This is a genomic window from Mucilaginibacter sp. BGA-UO-ETr-C110 (genome assembly GCF_059567985.1).
The window spans coordinates 6557526-6574518 of sequence record NZ_JCAQPB010000002.1 but is presented as its reverse complement, the minus strand read 5'-3'; the positions used below and the strand labels follow the sequence as shown (position 1 = coordinate 6574518).

The 16993-nt window shown below is 42.7% G+C and carries 9 protein-coding genes, 2 tRNA genes and 3 rRNA genes; 9 read left to right on the top strand and 5 right to left on the bottom strand.

Features of this window, described 5'->3' with window-relative positions; genetic code table 11:
• Window position 1: 1 nt before the first annotated feature.
• Complete coding sequence (locus AC57BQ_RS28285) at window positions 2–1567, top strand: hypothetical protein (protein ID WP_496409412.1); 1566 nt, start codon at window positions 2–4, stop codon at window positions 1565–1567.
• A 139-nt stretch (window positions 1568–1706) separates the two neighbouring features.
• Window positions 1707–2684, top strand: coding sequence for a hypothetical protein (locus tag AC57BQ_RS28280; RefSeq protein WP_496409411.1), 978 nt, complete (start codon window positions 1707–1709; stop codon window positions 2682–2684).
• Between the two features lie 129 nt (window positions 2685–2813).
• Here AC57BQ_RS28280 and rrf read toward each other — a convergent pair.
• From rrf to AC57BQ_RS28255, 5 genes are all read right to left on the bottom strand, one after another.
• Window positions 2814–2925, bottom strand: a 5S ribosomal RNA gene (rrf, locus tag AC57BQ_RS28275).
• A 215-nt stretch (window positions 2926–3140) separates the two neighbouring features.
• A 23S ribosomal RNA gene (locus AC57BQ_RS28270) occupies window positions 3141–6021 on the bottom strand.
• Between the two features lie 372 nt (window positions 6022–6393).
• A tRNA-Ala gene (locus AC57BQ_RS28265) sits at window positions 6394–6467 on the bottom strand.
• 14 nt (window positions 6468–6481) lie between these two features.
• Window positions 6482–6556, bottom strand: a tRNA-Ile gene (locus AC57BQ_RS28260).
• Between the two features lie 225 nt (window positions 6557–6781).
• Window positions 6782–8303: ribosomal RNA gene (locus tag AC57BQ_RS28255) — 16S ribosomal RNA — on the bottom strand.
• Together the 16S, 23S and 5S rRNA genes with 2 tRNA genes alongside form the textbook arrangement of a ribosomal RNA operon.
• Window positions 8304–9395: 1092 nt before the next feature.
• Between AC57BQ_RS28255 and AC57BQ_RS28250 the strand changes: the two genes are divergently transcribed.
• The 7 genes from AC57BQ_RS28250 (at window position 9396) to AC57BQ_RS28220 (ending at window position 16975) form a co-directional block, all read left to right on the top strand.
• Window positions 9396–10229 carry a toll/interleukin-1 receptor domain-containing protein gene (locus AC57BQ_RS28250; protein ID WP_496409410.1) on the top strand — a complete coding sequence of 278 codons (834 nt, stop codon included), beginning with the start codon at window positions 9396–9398 and terminating at the stop codon, window positions 10227–10229.
• 347 nt (window positions 10230–10576) lie between these two features.
• Entirely contained in the window at window positions 10577–11509 is a 933-nt protein-coding gene (locus AC57BQ_RS28245) for an outer membrane protein assembly factor BamD (RefSeq protein ID WP_496409409.1), read from the top strand.
• Window positions 11510–11520: 11 nt separating this feature from the next.
• Window positions 11521–11853, top strand: coding sequence for a DNA-directed RNA polymerase subunit omega (locus tag AC57BQ_RS28240; RefSeq protein ID WP_090471697.1), 333 nt, complete (start codon window positions 11521–11523; stop codon window positions 11851–11853).
• A 124-nt stretch (window positions 11854–11977) separates the two neighbouring features.
• Window positions 11978–13180, top strand: coding sequence for a bifunctional phosphopantothenoylcysteine decarboxylase/phosphopantothenate--cysteine ligase CoaBC (gene coaBC / locus AC57BQ_RS28235; RefSeq protein ID WP_496409408.1), 1203 nt, complete (start codon window positions 11978–11980; stop codon window positions 13178–13180).
• The gene (porD, locus tag AC57BQ_RS28230) at window positions 13177–14088 is read left to right on the top strand and encodes a type IX secretion system protein PorD (protein WP_496409407.1); all 912 of its coding nucleotides are present in this window, start codon (window positions 13177–13179) and stop codon (window positions 14086–14088) included. The genes coaBC and porD overlap by 4 nt, the downstream gene beginning before the upstream one ends.
• Window positions 14089–14602: 514 nt before the next feature.
• A complete protein-coding gene (locus AC57BQ_RS28225) occupies window positions 14603–14980 on the top strand; it encodes a BlaI/MecI/CopY family transcriptional regulator (protein WP_496409406.1) in 378 nt (125 codons plus the stop codon).
• Window positions 14981–14986: 6 nt separating this feature from the next.
• Window positions 14987–16975 (top strand): M56 family metallopeptidase, encoded by a 1989-nt coding sequence (locus AC57BQ_RS28220; protein ID WP_496409405.1) that lies wholly within the window; start codon window positions 14987–14989, stop codon window positions 16973–16975.
• Window positions 16976–16993 lie beyond the last annotated feature (18 nt).

Genomic DNA, 16993 nt, shown 5'->3' with positions numbered 1-16993 from the left:
AATGAAAATTTCAAAAAATCAATATCTCTTTATTTTAACCCTGATACTTGGCGCTTACTACCTGGTGATCGGTATTTATTTAAATCACCTGGGTTATTATAATCAGGAAAGCATTTTTTACATCGAAAAAACCAAAATAGTTTTTGAAGGCTGGGGTAACCGTATCAAGGTTATGGGTCTTACATCACCCTTACTGCCATTTTACAACACCTTTATTTTTAGCTGGCTCGACTCCTACCTGGCGCCGGTAATAGCATCGGCCATCGGTACGGCTGTTTTATTTTACGTTATTGCGGGTACATTAACCAAGCGCATCGAAGATGATTTTTATTTGTACGTGCTGTTACTGTTGTTTTTTCTGCACCCGGGTTTGTTATACACGGCCTGTTCAGGAAAATCCATTTATATGGTACTCATCTTCTTTTTCCTGTTCTTTTTTAACCTGCTCAAATTCTATCGTTCCAATACCACGTTTCACGTTTCGCTGGCCAGTATCTGTCTGGTGATCCTGATTTTTTGCGATTACAAATTTATCTGGCTCACGCTGTTCTTTGTTCCGCTGGTATTGGCTATCACGGTTCAAAGCTTAAACCTTGGCGAAAAGGAATCCATTTTCCGTTTGTTTTTGAGTTTTAACAGTCCTTCGTTGCGCCGTAAACTCATCAATAAAACCTTTGCTATTTACATCATCCTGTTTATTTTGCCGGTAGCCTCGGTGATCTGTTATAAGCTGCTCAATTTGACGCATGCCAATGATCTGAATTATTTTATCGAGAGCCCTTATGCCACCTGGAACGTACTGGTTGATAAGCTTAACTTTGATATTGCTACCACCAGTGCCAACTATCAGCTGCCAGAGCTATCCATCATGGTATCGGTAAGGGTGATCTATTTTTGTCCGCTGATATTGGTAGCTATTTATCTTTTCAGGGAAAGTACTTACCAGGCTTTAACCATTTTAACACCCTTTGCTTTTATAGAGTTTTTACACATTAAGTACGATAAGATATTTTTGACTTACGAGTATTACCTCATTTTCCTGATCCTGTCGTTACTATGCCTGGTGTTTAAGGCGCAAACGGTAAAGCGGCAAATGGTATTTAAGGTGATATTGTTTGTTGTAGTATTGATCCAATTGTATACCGGGTATATTTTCCTGAGCGACTCTTTAATAACCGACGAAAAAAGATTTATAACTACGCTGACTACGCTCAAACCGAATACCGATCAGGAAGAAAGCATGGAACTGGCCGATGTGATCAATAGCTTACCAAAAACTTCACGTGTGCTAATGGATGATGCCGTATCCTACCCTATCGCTGCGTTTACCCACGACATTAAGCAATTGACCTTACCTTATCAGGACTTGTTTTTGAGCGCTATAGAAACACCATACCGCTACAACGATTACATCCTGATAGCGACAGCGAAAAACCCTTTTACGGGTTACACGCAGTTGAATAACCGGTACATCCCACTTATTAAGATAGTGAACAGCGGTGTAAACTACCAAAGAGTATACGAAACCGACAACTGGATCCTTTACCGAATTGTTTCTACACAATAGAATTTTCTATATCTTATCATATCCTAACAAAGAAAAACCCGCTGATAATGGCGGGTTTTCTGTTATAAGTAATACTTCGTTCCTCTATTATTTGAGGAGTAGAATTTAATTATATTTAGTATCTCAAAACCAATACTAAATGACAATTAAGGAAGCGATCCTAAAAAGCTTAGACGATATAAACGGCGTCACGAATTACTCTTTAATATACCAACATATAATTGCTAAAGGTTATTACGATTTCAAAGAAGCAAAAACACCTGGCGCTACAATTTCTGCTCAATTGGGTGATTTTATAAGAAATGGAGATACGAGAGTTAAAAGGATAAAGGAAACCGGAGGAACATTTTCCTACTACTTAACCAAAAACGAACAGAACATTAGTATTGAAAAATTAGTTCCAACAACACTTCCCGACAAGAAAGCAGATAAATTCAATAACTATGATGAACGATCTTTACACAAGCTATTAAGTAGTTATTTAAAGAATATTGGCATTTATTCAAAAACTATTTTCCATGAGCAATCATCCAATAGTAAGGATAATCATCAAAAATGGATTCATCCAGACATGATCGGAATACAACTCTTGAATCTACATACAAAGGTCAGTCAAACATTTTTAAAAGCAATTAATCGCGTAGATACATTTAAATTAACATCCTATGAAATAAAAAAAGAAATCAATTCAGATTATGAATTAAAACGTTCATTTTTTCAAGCCGTTTCCAACTCCAGTTGGGCAAATTACGGATATCTTGTGGCTTTCGAAATTAGCGATGGATTAACAGAAGAAATGGAACGATTAAATCAATCGTTTGGAATTGGTATCATAACCCTCAAAGCAAATCCTTATGAAAGCAAGATCCTATTCCCATCTAAGTATAGAGATTTAGATTTCAAAACAATAGACAAGTTATGTAGAATAAACAACGAATTTGAAAAATTCATCGAACAAACAGAAAAGCTATTAACAGCAAACGAGCGTTATGTAAAATCAACTGAAAAAGAGCTCGATGAATTCTGTGATGAATACTTTTCAAACGACAGCGAAATAGAAAAGTACTGTAAAGAAAAGCACATACCTATGGAGCTAATAACAAATAACCTTTCATAACCATTATTTAAAGATTGACAATTATATAATCTATAATTAGCCAATAAGGTAATAGTCAAACTTCACGATATGTATTTTTCTTACGCACAAAAAAGCCCTTGACTGTTACCAGCAAGGGCTTGATTTAAGATTGGGCACCGACCTACTCTCCCACGTTTTACCGCAGTACCATCGGCTCTGGCGGGCTTGACTTCTCTGTTCGGAATGGGAAGAGGTAGACACCGCCGATATAGGCACCTGAATTTCTTTTGAGCGGAACGCTCAAGGCTCAAAGCTTAAAGCTTTTTGCCAATTCATTATTTTGTTTCACTATCCGCTTTCGGCTTTACGCCTTCCGCTTTTAGCTCAACAATGACATATTATTGAAAGAAGTGATTGATGAAGAGAAAACAACAGACATTGTTGTTTTTGTTTTGGTGGGGTATGGTATTGCTACCATACCCGCACTTTTTCTATCTGAAGAAAGCTTCGGGCAATTAGTATTACTCGGCTATGATGTCACCACCTTTAGACCTGTAACCTATCAACGTAGTAGTCTCCTACGACCCTCAATGGAAGTCTCATCTTGTGGCTAGTTTCGCACTTAGATGCTTTCAGCGCTTATCTATTCCCAACGTAGCTACTCTGCAATACAGCTGGCGCCATAACAGATTCACCAGAGGTTAGTCCAACCCGGTCCTCTCGTACTAAGGTCAGCCCCACTCAAACTTCCTACGCCCACAACAGATAGGGACCGAACTGTCTCGCGACGTTCTGAACCCAGCTCGCGTGCCACTTTAATGAGCGAACAGCTCAACCCTTGGGACCTTCTCCAGCCCCAGGATGTGACGAGCCGACATCGAGGTGCCAAACCTCCCCGTCGATATGAGCTCTTGGGGGAGATCAGCCTGTTATCCCCAGCGTACCTTTTATCCTTTGAGCGATGGCCCTTCCATGCAGAACCACCGGATCACTATATCCGTCTTTCGACCCAGCTCGACTTGTCTGTCTCACTGTCAAGCAAGCTTATGCTATTGCACTCCACGTACGGTTACCAAGCGTACTGAGCTTACCTTTGAAAGCCTCCGTTACCTTTTTGGAGGCGACCACCCCAGTCAAACTACCCGCCAAACAATGTCCCCCGTCTTACAGGGTTAGACACCAAATACAGAAAGGGTGGTATTTCAACGTTGACTAACCAACTCCTAGCGAAGCTGGATCACAGTCTCCCACCTATCCTACACATCCTGTATCCGATATCAATGTTAAGTTGTAGTGAAGGTGCATGGGGTCTTTCCGTCCCGTTGCGGGTAACCGGCGTCTTCACCGATACCACAATTTCACCGAGCTCATGGCTGAGACAGCGCCCAGATCGTTACACCATTCGTGCAGGTCGGAACTTACCCGACAAGGAATTTCGCTACCTTAGGACCGTTATAGTTACGGCCGCCGTTTACCGGGGCTTCGATTCAATGCTTCGCCTTGCGACTAACATCCCCTCTTAACCTTCCGGCACCGGGCAGGTGTCAGGCCATATACGTCATCTTTCGATTTTGCATAGCCATGTGTTTTTGTTAAACAGTCGCCTGGGCCTTTTCACTGCGGCTTCCATTGCTGAAAGCGCCCCTTCTCCCGAAGTTACAGGGCCATTTTGCCGAGTTCCTTAGCCATGATTCACTCGAGCACCTTAGGATTCTCTCCTCGACTACCTGTGTCGGTTTACGGTACGGGTTTTTATAACCTGAAGCTTAGCGGGTTTTCTTGGAAGTCTGATTACCTGAACTATCTCGTCCCCCGAAGGTTTCAAGTACTATCAGCTTTCAGCATGGTCTGCGTACTTAACTACAGTCCATATACCTACGGCCTTTAACGAACTATTCCGTCAGTTCGCGTCAGTGTCACTACTCCGTCACCGCATCGCAGTTATAAAAAGTACTGGAATATTAACCAGTTGTCCATCGGCTACGCCCTTCGGCTTCACCTTAGGCCCCGACTAACCCTGATCCGATTAGCGTTGATCAGGAAACCTTAGTCTTTCGGTGGGCGGGTTTCTCTCCCGCCTTATCGTTACTTATGCCTACATTTGCTTTTCTATAACCTCCACAGTCGGTTGTCCCTCCTGCTTCGCCGGCATATAGAATGCTCCCCTACCAGATGCATTGCTGCAAATCCATAGCTTCGGTATACTGCTTGATGCCCGTTTATTATCCATGCCCGATCGCTCGACTAGTGAGCTGTTACGCACTCTTTAAATGAATGGCTGCTTCCAAGCCAACATCCTAGCTGTCTGTGCAATCGGACCTCGTTAGTTCAACTTAGCAGTAATTTGGGGACCTTAGCTGATGGTCTGGGTTCTTTCCCTCTCGGCCCTGGACCTTAGCACCCAGAGCCTCACTCCAGCGTATATTAATAAGCATTCGGAGTTTATCTGGATTTGGTAGGATTTGACTCCCCCGCACCCAATTAGTAGCTCTACCTCTTATTAACTCAACCGCCAGGCTGTTCCTAAAAACATTTCGGGGAGTACGAGCTATTTCCCAGTTTGATTAGCCTTTCACCCCTACCCACAAATCATCCGGAAACTTTTCAACGTTTATCGGTTCGGTCCTCCAGTACCTGTTACGGCACCTTCAACCTGTCCATGGGTAGATCACAAGGTTTCGCGTCTACCTCCCCTGACTATACGCCCTATTCAGACTCGCTTTCGCTTCGGATCCGTGTCTTAAACACTTAACCTTGCCAGGGAAGAGTAACTCGTAGGCTCATTATGCAAAAGGCACGCCGTCACAGATTGCTCTGCTCCGACCGCTTGTAAGTACACGGTTTCAGGTTCTATTTCACTCCCCTGTTCGGGGTTCTTTTCACCTTTCCCTCACGGTACTGGTTCACTATCGGTCTCTCAGGAGTATTTAGCCTTACCGGATGGTGCCGGCAGATTCCCACAAGGCGTCTCCGACCTCGCGGTACTCAGGATACCACTATCCTATCATTACTTACCCGTACGCAGCTCTCATGCTCTATGGCTGGGTTTCCCACCCCATTCCGGTTCATTTTGATATTCATATTGTGGTCCTACAACCCCAGTTATGCCGTAACATAACTGGTTTGGGCTTCTTCCCTTTCGCTCGCCACTACTCAGGAAATCATTATTATTTTCTCTTCCTCTGCTTACTTAGATGTTTCAGTTCAGCAGGTTCGCGCATTTATGCAACTAGTCTTCAACTAGCTAGGTTTCCCCATTCGGAAATCCGCGGATTAATTCATATTTGCTAATCCCCGCGGCTTATCGCAGCTTATCACGTCCTTCATCGCCTCTGAGAGCCAAGGCATCCCCCGTGTACCCTTTCTTACTTTCTTCTACTAATACGCTTTTGCTCGTATAGTATGTCTTATTTAGTTAGTTATGATTTAGTATCAAGTAATTAGTATCAAGTATCCAGACCGAAGTCTTTTTACCTTATTTTCGTACCTGAAACCTCAGTCCACAACGTCCCTATTCTGTTGTTTTCTCTTGTTTCAATTACTTCTTCCAATATGTCAAAGAACTTTACCCCATTCCAATTAAATGGTCATTTGCATGATATCCTATCCCTTTCAGGAAACGGAGGGTGTGTGGAGAATAACGGATTCGAACCGTTGACGCTCCCGATGTAAAACCGGGATGCTCCAGCCCCTATGGCTGATTTCCTATACTACATTAAGTATAATCATTTGCTTCGCGCAAATGTCGTGGAGAATAACGGATTCGAACCGTTGACCCCCTGCGTGCAAGGCAGGTGCTCTAGCCAGCTGAGCTAATCCCCCTTAGATGTTACTTGTAGTCCCGAGCAGATTTGAACTGCTGACCCCTACATTATCAGTGTAGTGCTCTAACCAAGCTGAGCTACAGGACTTTTTATTAGTTTGCAGTCTGGAGTTTGCAGTTTACAGTGTTAGCTCTTGTTGCCAACTGCTAACTGCTCTTTACTGCCCACTGTGAACTGCCAACCGTGTCCTTTGCTTCCTTTCGGTTACAACCACTGATGGCTTCATCTTTTGGGTTTTCTTTTGTTTTTTAATTTAAGAAATAATCATGTAGGTAACACCTGTTACATTACTTGCTGTGGAAACTGCTCCAGAAAGGAGGTATTCCAGCCACACCTTCCGGTACGGCTACCTTGTTACGACTTAGCCCCAGTTACCGACTTTACCCTAGGACGCTCCTTACGGTTACGCACTTCAGGCACTTCCAGCTTCCATGGCTTGACGGGCGGTGTGTACAAGGCCCGGGAACGTATTCACCGCGTCATTGCTGATACGCGATTACTAGCGAATCCAACTTCACGGGGTCGAGTTGCAGACCCCGATCCGAACTGTGAACAGCTTTATGAGATTGGCATCCTGTTGCCAGGTAGCTGCCCTCTGTACTGCCCATTGTAGCACGTGTGTAGCCCCGGACGTAAGGGCCATGATGACTTGACGTCGTCCCCTCCTTCCTCTCTATTTGCATAGGCAGTCTGTTTAGAGTCCCCACCTTGACGTGCTGGCAACTAAACATAGGGGTTGCGCTCGTTGCGGGACTTAACCCAACACCTCACGGCACGAGCTGACGACAGCCATGCAGCACCTAGTTTCGTGTCCCGAAGGACTAAAGCGTCTCTGCTTTATTCACTAACTTTCAAGCCCGGGTAAGGTTCCTCGCGTATCATCGAATTAAACCACATGCTCCTCCGCTTGTGCGGGCCCCCGTCAATTCCTTTGAGTTTCACCCTTGCGGGCGTACTCCCCAGGTGGAATACTTAACGCTTTCGCTTAGACGCTGACCGTATATCGCCAACATCGAGTATTCATCGTTTAGGGCGTGGACTACCAGGGTATCTAATCCTGTTTGATCCCCACGCTTTCGTGCCTCAGTGTCAATACCACCATAGTAAGCTGCCTTCGCAATTGGTGTTCTGTGACATATCTATGCATTTCACCGCTACTTGTCACATTCCGCCTACCTCTAGTGGATTCAAGTTCTTCAGTATCAAAGGCACTGCGACAGTTAAGCTGCCGTCTTTCACCCCTGACTTAAAGAACCACCTACGCACCCTTTAAACCCAATAAATCCGGATAACGCTTGGATCCTCCGTATTACCGCGGCTGCTGGCACGGAGTTAGCCGATCCTTATTCTTACAGTACATTCAGCTTGATACACGTATCAAGGTTTATTCCCGTATAAAAGCAGTTTACAACCCATAGGGCCGTCTTCCTGCACGCGGCATGGCTGGTTCAGGCTTGCGCCCATTGACCAATATTCCTTACTGCTGCCTCCCGTAGGAGTCTGGTCCGTGTCTCAGTACCAGTGTGGGGGGTCATCCTCTCAGATCCCCTAAACATCGTAGCCTTGGTAAGCCGTTACCTTACCAACTAGCTAATGTTCCGCATGCCCATCTTGTTCCTATAAATATTTGGTTATTAAACGATGCCATTCAATAACGTTATGCGGTCTTAATCTCTCTTTCGAGAGGCTATCCCCCTGAACAAGGTAGGTTACATACGTGTTACGCACCCGTGCGCCACTCTCATGGAAAGCAAGCTCTCCAATCCCGTCCGACTTGCATGTATTAGGCCTGCCGCTAGCGTTCATCCTGAGCCAGGATCAAACTCTCCATTGTAAAATGTTTTGTTTGTCTCTGACCCTATTATTAATAATAGAATCTGTATTTGATGAGCTAGCTTTATGAACTTGCGTTCTTTATTGCTACTCAATCGTGTATCTTTATACAGCTTCCCGCTTTCTTATAACTTACCGGAAGGGTTTAGTTTCCGATCGTTACGCTACATGATTTTCTATTTCTTAAAAGAACTTTGCGCTTCCCCGTCCCGGTTCCGCTTATATTTTTTCACTTCTTGCGTCGTGATCAAACTTTCATTTTTTGTCCGCCTGAATCGCTCTGGCTTCTCTCTTTGTTACTCACTAACTTTCGTTCGCTTTCTCTTTTTTGCTACTCGTTAACCTTCGTTAACTTTCTCTTTGTTTTCCCTTCTTTCTCTCTCAGCGTTTCCGCCTTTTCTTTCCTTCGTTTCGGGAGTGCAAAGGTAGAAACCTTTTTCTATTTTCCAAAACTTTTTTTTCTTTTTTTTATTCTAAGTTTTGAACCGCTTTTCCCTCTTCTTCTCTTCCTACTCAGCGGGCTGCAAAGGTATAAACCTTTTTGACTTTCCGAAAATTTATTTGAAGTTTTTTTGGTCTTTATTTTTTCTCTTTCAATCTCACTTATCTTCCTTCAAAACCTCTTCACTAACCTTTCTAAGAACAACCCCGCTTCCTCGTTTGCGGGCTGCAAAGGTATGCACAGAATCCGATTTTGCAAACTGTTTTTAACAAATACTTAACACGTGTGTATAAGGTGTTAATAATCAGCCAGAAAAACTGTTCATTAAATTTACAAACCAGGTATTTACCTATAAAATCAGCTATTACGGCTCAACTTTGTTTATAAAGCCTGTGTTTATCCCATATTTATCAGTGTAAACCTTAACCGCCTTATATACCATATATATAGTAACAGTATGATCAATCCCGATACTGCGCATAAACTCGCATATTTATTTTCGCATATATACTATAGGTGGTATAGGGCACGACCGTGAGTTAAATATCTCCCAGCCTTAAAATATTTAATCATTCAGGTCTTTCCTTGTGGGAATGCCTTTTTTATTGCAATTTTTTACGACATTTAGCCACTAACCAAAACTTATTCACTATGAAAGTATTTTTAAGCTGGGCCGGCAAGGACAGCCAATACATAGCCACTACCTTAAAAGATTGGCTACCACAAGTTCTTCAAGCTGTGGAACCATGGATGTCTACTGAAATAGAAAAAGGAGAAGCTTGGGACGGGGCTATAGCTGAAGGGCTGAATGCATCTCCAGTGGGAATATTGTGCTTGACTAAAGATAGCATAAAATCAAACTATCTTCATTATGAAGCCGGTGCCATCGCAAATGTTAAAAATTCAAAGGTTTGTACCTTTCTTTATAAAATAAAAAATGCGGATGTTAAACAACCCTTGGGTAGATTTCAACATACCAGGTTCGAGAAAGATGAAGTTTTGAAACTTTTGATTACCATAAACCAAAAGCTAACGGAGTGTGGTGAACGAAGCCTTCCTGAAACTCAATTACAAAAAGCCCTCGAGTTGAATTGGAATGAATTAGTTGAGAAACTGAAACATACCCCAGAAAGTAATAATGAAAGTATAGAACGCCCAGAGCGAGACATATTAGAAGAAGTGTTACAATTGGTAAGAAACTTGGGAACACAAAACCAACAAATAGAGCCCACAGTCATTTACGAGGATTCACAACGTCATGGGGTTTTTGTTAAGAGGCAATTTTCTGAAAGATCAAGGAATAATTTAATGCAATTCATAATCGATTATTTGTTTGCGAACAATATTGCTTTAGATGATGCTCACAGTTACAAAAATGATATAATAAAGGAATTCAGAAAAGTTGAACCAGGTATTGGACCCTCACTTTATCAATTAGATCTGACTATTGACCTGATAAAAAAACATGGCCACACTAAAGGATAATTTGCGTACTTAAACTTAGCTAATGCTCTATAAATAGTGTTCGGCGATTCGTCCCATTTTATCTCCATATCACGTACTGCCTTATTTGTATCTATCCAGCAAGGTTAACCTGAAAGCAATCCATGGGTAACTCTTGCTGCTTACAAAATAAACCCTATACTATATATAGTACCCCATTTAACAACTCCGGGAAGAATTTGAATAGACCTGCCCAGCCGGCCCGGATAGACCCAATCGTTAAAAGATGTTAAATAGTTTGTTATATACATAAGGAGCAGGAAACACGTTATATATTCGCTGATAAATAAATAATTGACTGATTTATATTATTCACCTATCTTTGCAAAATGTTTAAAAAGCAACTTACGTTATTAACCAGTGTTTTAGCTCTGTTAATTATTACATTGGGCGGTTGTAAAAGCAAATACGAAAAGTTAAAAGCAAGTAACGATTACGCCAAAAAATACCAGGAGGCCATTAAGTACTATAATCAAAAAGATTATACCAAGGCTTTGGGGCTATTTGAGGTGTTGGTTGAGCGCTATCGCGGACGTGCCGAGGCGGAAGATCTGTTTTACTATTATGCCTTCACCAACTACAAACTGAAGGATTATACATCTGCCAGGTATCACTTCAAAACCTTTGCCGATACGTATCCATCAAGCACAAGGGCCGAAGAATGCCGTTTCTTTTCAGCCTACTGCTATTACCTTGATTCGCCGATATACTCGCTTGACCAGGATAATACCATGAAAGCTATCGAGGCTTTACAGTTGTTTATTAACTTGTATCCTAAAAGCGACCGTGTTACCGAAGCAAGTAAGTTGATACAAAACCTGCGCGATAAGTTGGAAACAAAAGCTTATGCCAACGCTAAGTTGTATTTAACCATCAGCGACTATCAATCGGCCGTGATCGCCTTTAATAATGCACTGCGTGATTACCCGGATACCAAATATGCCGAAGAAATGGAGTACCTTACCGTTCGGGCGCAATATTTATATGCTAATCATAGTTTAGAGTACAAACAAGAAGAGCGTTATACACTGGCTGAGGTTTATGCCAATCAGTTTAATGAAAAATACCCGAACAGTACCTACGGTCGTGATGTGAAGACATTGGCTAAAGACAGCGAACGCGGTATCCAGAATGCAAAACATATATTGGCCGAAGCTTTGAGCAATGACAGGGTAGCCAAAAAATTAGCGGAAAAGGGAAAAGATACCTTGAAAACACAGCCGCCATCAGAAAAGAACCAGCAACAAAAAATTCCATATTAAAAAAATTCAATATGACAGCAATAAACCCAAACAAACCAGCAATAGCCAGTAGCACTGTAACCCGCGATTTACGCGAGCTGGATGTAAACACGAATAACATATATGAGTCGCTTGTAATTATGTCAAAAAGAGCGAACCAGATATCAAACAATATTAAAGAAGAGTTACACCAAAAACTTTCTGAGTTTGCATCATCAAATGACAACCTGGAAGAAGTTTTTGAAAACCGCGAGCAAATCGAGATTTCTAAATATTACGAGAAATTGCCTAAACCGTCATTGGTAGCAGTTCAGGAATTTTTGGACGATAAGGTTTACTACCGTAACCCTACCAAAGAAGCGTAAGCCCTCCGGCCCCTTTGAAGGGGTGCGAGGAATGCAATGTTTAAAGAAAACTCCCACTTCGGGAGTTTTTTTGTTTATTTTTAAATTTTAAAATCATTCCCCCTTTAGGGGGCTAGGGGGCTCAATGTTAGAAGGTAAAAACATAGTTTTAGGTGTTTGCGGTAGTATTGCCGCTTATAAATCGGCTTTATTGGTTAGATTACTGGTTAAGGCTGGCGCGCATGTAAAAGTGGTGATGACACCTGATGCTACCCATTTTATTACCCCGCTTACCCTCTCTACCCTTTCCAAAAACCCCGCTCACGTTAACTATTTTAAACCGGACACCGGCGAGTGGAACAACCATGTAGAATTAGGTTTATGGGCCGATATGCTGATCATAGCCCCCGCAAGCGCAAATACCCTTGCCAAAATGGCCAATGGCATTTGCGATAATTTGTTATTAGCCGTTTACCTGTCGGCTAAATGCCCGGTGTATTTTGCACCTGCTATGGATCTGGATATGTGGCTGCATCCGGCTACCAGGCAAAATGTTACCAGGCTGCAATCCTTTGGTAATATATTAATAACTCCCGGATCAGGCGAGCTGGCCAGTGGTTTGTACGGCGAGGGCCGGATGGCCGAACCTGATGAGATCATTACTTTTTTATCATCCACCTTAAAAAAAAAACTCCTTTTAGCTAATCATAATATTGTGGTTACTGCCGGTCCTACTTACGAGGCTATTGACCCTGTACGTTTCATCGGTAATCATTCATCGGGCAAAATGGGATTTGCTATTGCCGATGAGCTGGCTGCTATGGGGGCCAACGTTACCCTTATCAGCGGCCCTTCGACCGAAGTAAGCCATCAGCAAAACATCAAACGGATCAACGTAACCTCGGCAGCAGAGATGCTTGCCGCCTGCGAGAGCAATTTTAAAACGGCGAAAGCCTGCATCATGAGCGCCGCCGTGGCCGACTACACCCCTGTTCACGTAGCCGAACAAAAGATCAAGAAGCAAGATGGCGGCCTCAACATCGAGCTCAAAAAAACCACCGATATTTTAAAATACCTGGGCGAGCAGAAAACACCGGAACAAATACTGGTTGGCTTTGCACTGGAAACTAATGATGAAGAACAAAATGCAATAAGCAAGCTGCAAAGAAAGAATCTTGATTTTATTGTGCTAAATTCGCTTAACGATGCCGGGGCCGGTTTTAAAAAGGATACCAATAAGGTAACCATTATTGACCGCGACCTCCAAAAAACAGTATTTGAACTTAAAAGTAAAGAAGCTGTGGCTCATGACATTTGCCTAAAAGTTGCCCAACTCATCAACAGATGAAAAAAATATTCTTTTATATCATTTTAACCCTCACGGGTTTCAGGGTTGCCGCCCAGGACCTTAACGCGCGGGTACAGGTTCTTTCGCCTAAAATACAGGGGAGCAACAAGCGTATTTTTCAGACGCTGGAAACAGCCATGAAGGATTTTTTGAATGGCCGCAAATGGAGCGCCGACCCCATACTGCCCCAGGAAAGGATTGATTGCAATTTTGTACTGAACATTACCAACTGGGATGGCAGCAGCAATTTTAGCGGCGAGCTCCAGGTACAATCGTCAAGACCTGTTTATGGTTCAACCTATAGCTCTACCATCATCAACCTGACCGATAAGGATGTTGATTTTATTTATAACGAGGGCCAGACCATTGATTATACCGATCAGAGTTTTCAAAGTAACCTGAGCTCTATCATGGCATTTTATGCCTATGTTATCATCGGGCTCGATTATGATACGTTTTCATCCTATGGCGGGTCGCCCTATTTTGCGGCCGCACAAACGGTTATTAATAACGCTCAAACCGGATCATACCGCGGCTGGAAAGCTTTCGACGGAAACATTAGCCGATATTGGCTTTGTGAAAACCTGAACAATAAAGCTTATGCTCCATTACGCAGCTTTTTGTACGATTATCACCGCAACGGCCTGGATATGATGTCTGATAATACCTCTAAAGCCCTTAAAGCCATCGCCTCTTTTTTACCATCGCTGCAACAGGTTGACAGGCTGCGTGTAGGCGCGATGCTCCCGCTTATATTTTATACCGCGAAAAGCGATGAACTGGTATCACTTTTCAGCAAAGCCGAGCCCCAGGATCGTTTGCAGGCCATGAATATACTGGTACAGGCCGATCCTGCCAACGGTAACAAATACCAAACTTTGCAGGGTAGTGGCCCTACTACGCGCTAAGCTAACCGACTCCTAAACAGGCTGCCTACCTTTGTAAAAAGTGGGTTTACATGGTTTACACTTTTTATGGTTTACACTTATTTAATTAATTGATAATCAATAAATTAATTTTATTTTGTTATAAAAAAACGGTTTACAGTGTAAACCATAATTTATTACTTCCCAAAGGAGAGTGATGGTTCACGAAAGGGCAAGTGGTATGTATAGGGGTTTCGACTCACCAGGTCTACGCTTCGCTGGACCACCCTCTCTTCGCCTGCGGCGGAAAGAGGGTCGAGAAAAAAGAAAAATAAATCCCCTCTATGCGCGAAGCGGAGAGAGGGGTGACAAGCGCAGCGATATCGGGGTGGGTCGATTATCAAAGCTATATTTTGACGGACTTATTTTGTCATTCCCCCCTTTTCCCAGGAAATAACAGCGGTTTCACCTTCCTGAAAAATTATTTTCACAAAACTCTTGCAAATACGAAATCCATCGTAGATATTTGTACGAAGAAATTCGTATAAGAAATAACATGGATATAAAACCAACAGAAAGCGAACTGGAAATATTGCAGGTGATCTGGAATAAAGGCCAATGTACCGTACGCGATGTGCACGAGCAATTGGCCAAAACCAAGGATGCCGGTTATACCACTACGCTAAAGCTAATGCAGATCATGCACGACAAAGGTTTGGTTGAGCGCGACACTACCTCAAAAACACATTTGTACAAAGCGCTATTTAGCCAAGGGCAGGCACAAAGCAACGCTTTGGATAAAATATTGTCTACTGTATTTAAAGGTTCAACATCCGATCTGGTGATACAGGCCCTGGGCCAGCACCGGGCATCGGCCGACGAAATTGACGCTATTAAAAGTTTCCTTAACAAATTTGATCAGGATAAAAAATAAACAATCATGGAAAATCTGTTCTATAACATAAGCCAGGTTTTAGGCATCACCATCATCCACTCCTTATGGCAGGGATTATTGGTATGGTTTGTATTGCACCTGTTATTTACCTGTGCGCCGTCCATGTCGTCGGTAAAAAAACATAACCTGGGTATGGTGGGGATTTTTACCATCTGCGCCTGGTTTATTTATACCTTTATTGTACAGGTACAGCAGCATGTATGGATTGATCTGGCCGCGATTAGCTCAGCCAGCCTGTTACCGCACTTTGATTTTCCTTTAAACGCGGCTACCCATGCCATCCCGGCGGCCCGCTTAAATTATGTTATTGAAGGATACCTGCCCTATGTTTCGGCTTTGTACTTTGCCGGCCTGGTATTCAACCTGCTCAGGATGGGTCTTAACCTTCAAAAATTAAGTCTCATAAAAAACACCATGATCCCTGCAGATGAGGTGCAGATCTATGTAGATGGTCTTTGTGAAAAGCTGCGCATCCGTAAATACGTAAGCGCCAACTTCAGCCGCATGGTTGATGTACCTTGTATGATCGGCTTTTTTAAACCTATTATTCTTTTGCCCATCACGCTCACTACCTATTTATCAGCAACCGAGATCGAGGCTATTTTATTGCACGAACTATCACATATTAAGCGGAATGATTACCTGCTGAATATGATACAACAACTGATAACCGTATTACTTTTCTTTAATCCCTTTGCCCAATTAATTAACAAAATAATAAACCAGGAGCGCGAAAACCGCTGCGACGATCTGGTAGTACAAACCACCGCCCAACCATTAATATATGCCCAGGCCCTTTTAAAATTAGAGCAAACCAGGCATACAGACCTGCGACTGGCATTGGCTGCCACCAGCAAAAAATATCCTTTATTAAACAGAATTGAACGTATCATGAAAACAACAAAACCAATAGGCAATATCCGCCACCTGCTTGTGGCCGTTGCCATAATGGCCGCCAGTATAAGCAGCATAGCATGGTTAAACCCAAGCATCAACAACGGTAAACTTTCTATTAAAAAAGTAGCGCTGGCGCTTCCTAAAATTATTGCCGAACCGATTGACACTATCCGTAGTAAATCGACCGTCAAATCAAAAAAGATAATTGCTTATAAGAAAGACAGGGAAAGACAAGCTAATCACGAAAAACACCTGGCCGAAACCTATGGCCTTAACGATGCCGAACTGAACCGCTTAACCGCCGAGGTAACCAAACATGCCGAAGCTATGGGCAAATATTATAACAGTGAAGAGTTTAAAAAGCAGTCAGAATTGCTTGCTCAAAAAGGCAAGGCTATGGCCGATTATTATGATCGCCCAGAAATGAAAGAACTGCAGGAACGTCAGCAAAAAATAGCAGCCGATTATCAAAAAGAGGTGGGCGATGGCAGCGAAACCAAAGAACTCAGCGAAAAAATGCACCAGGTCGGCGAAAAAATGGGTGCTTATTTTAAGAGCCCGGAGTTTAAAAAAATGAACGATCAGCTTAAGAAAAAGTATGGCATACCTGATAACGACTATGTTGAAAACAACAAGGACGAGAATTACCGCAAATACCAGGATGAGCTGCAAAGCAAAATACCTGCAGAGGTAAAACAACAAACCGACGAAATGAAAAAAATGGGTGAGCAAATGCGCGCCAAATATGATTCGCCGGAGTTTCGTAAAAAACAAGCTGAGCTAAGGTCAATGAGCGATAGCATGAGAAAGGCTTATAGTAACCCGCAGATGAAGGAGCAACAAGCCGAAATGAGAAAACTGGGCGAAAAGATGCGGTCGTTCCAAAATAATCCGGAGTTGAAAAAAGAGAAAGTCTTGCTTGAACAGGCTTCTAAAAGATTGCACGAATACACCCAAAGCCCTGCGTTTAAGAAAAAGATGGCTGAGTATCGTAAACAAGCGTACAACTATAAATCTGATTACAAGTACGATTATAAATACGATTCTGACGCTAAGGCGGATACCACTAATAGATAGTTTTAATATTAGCCCAAT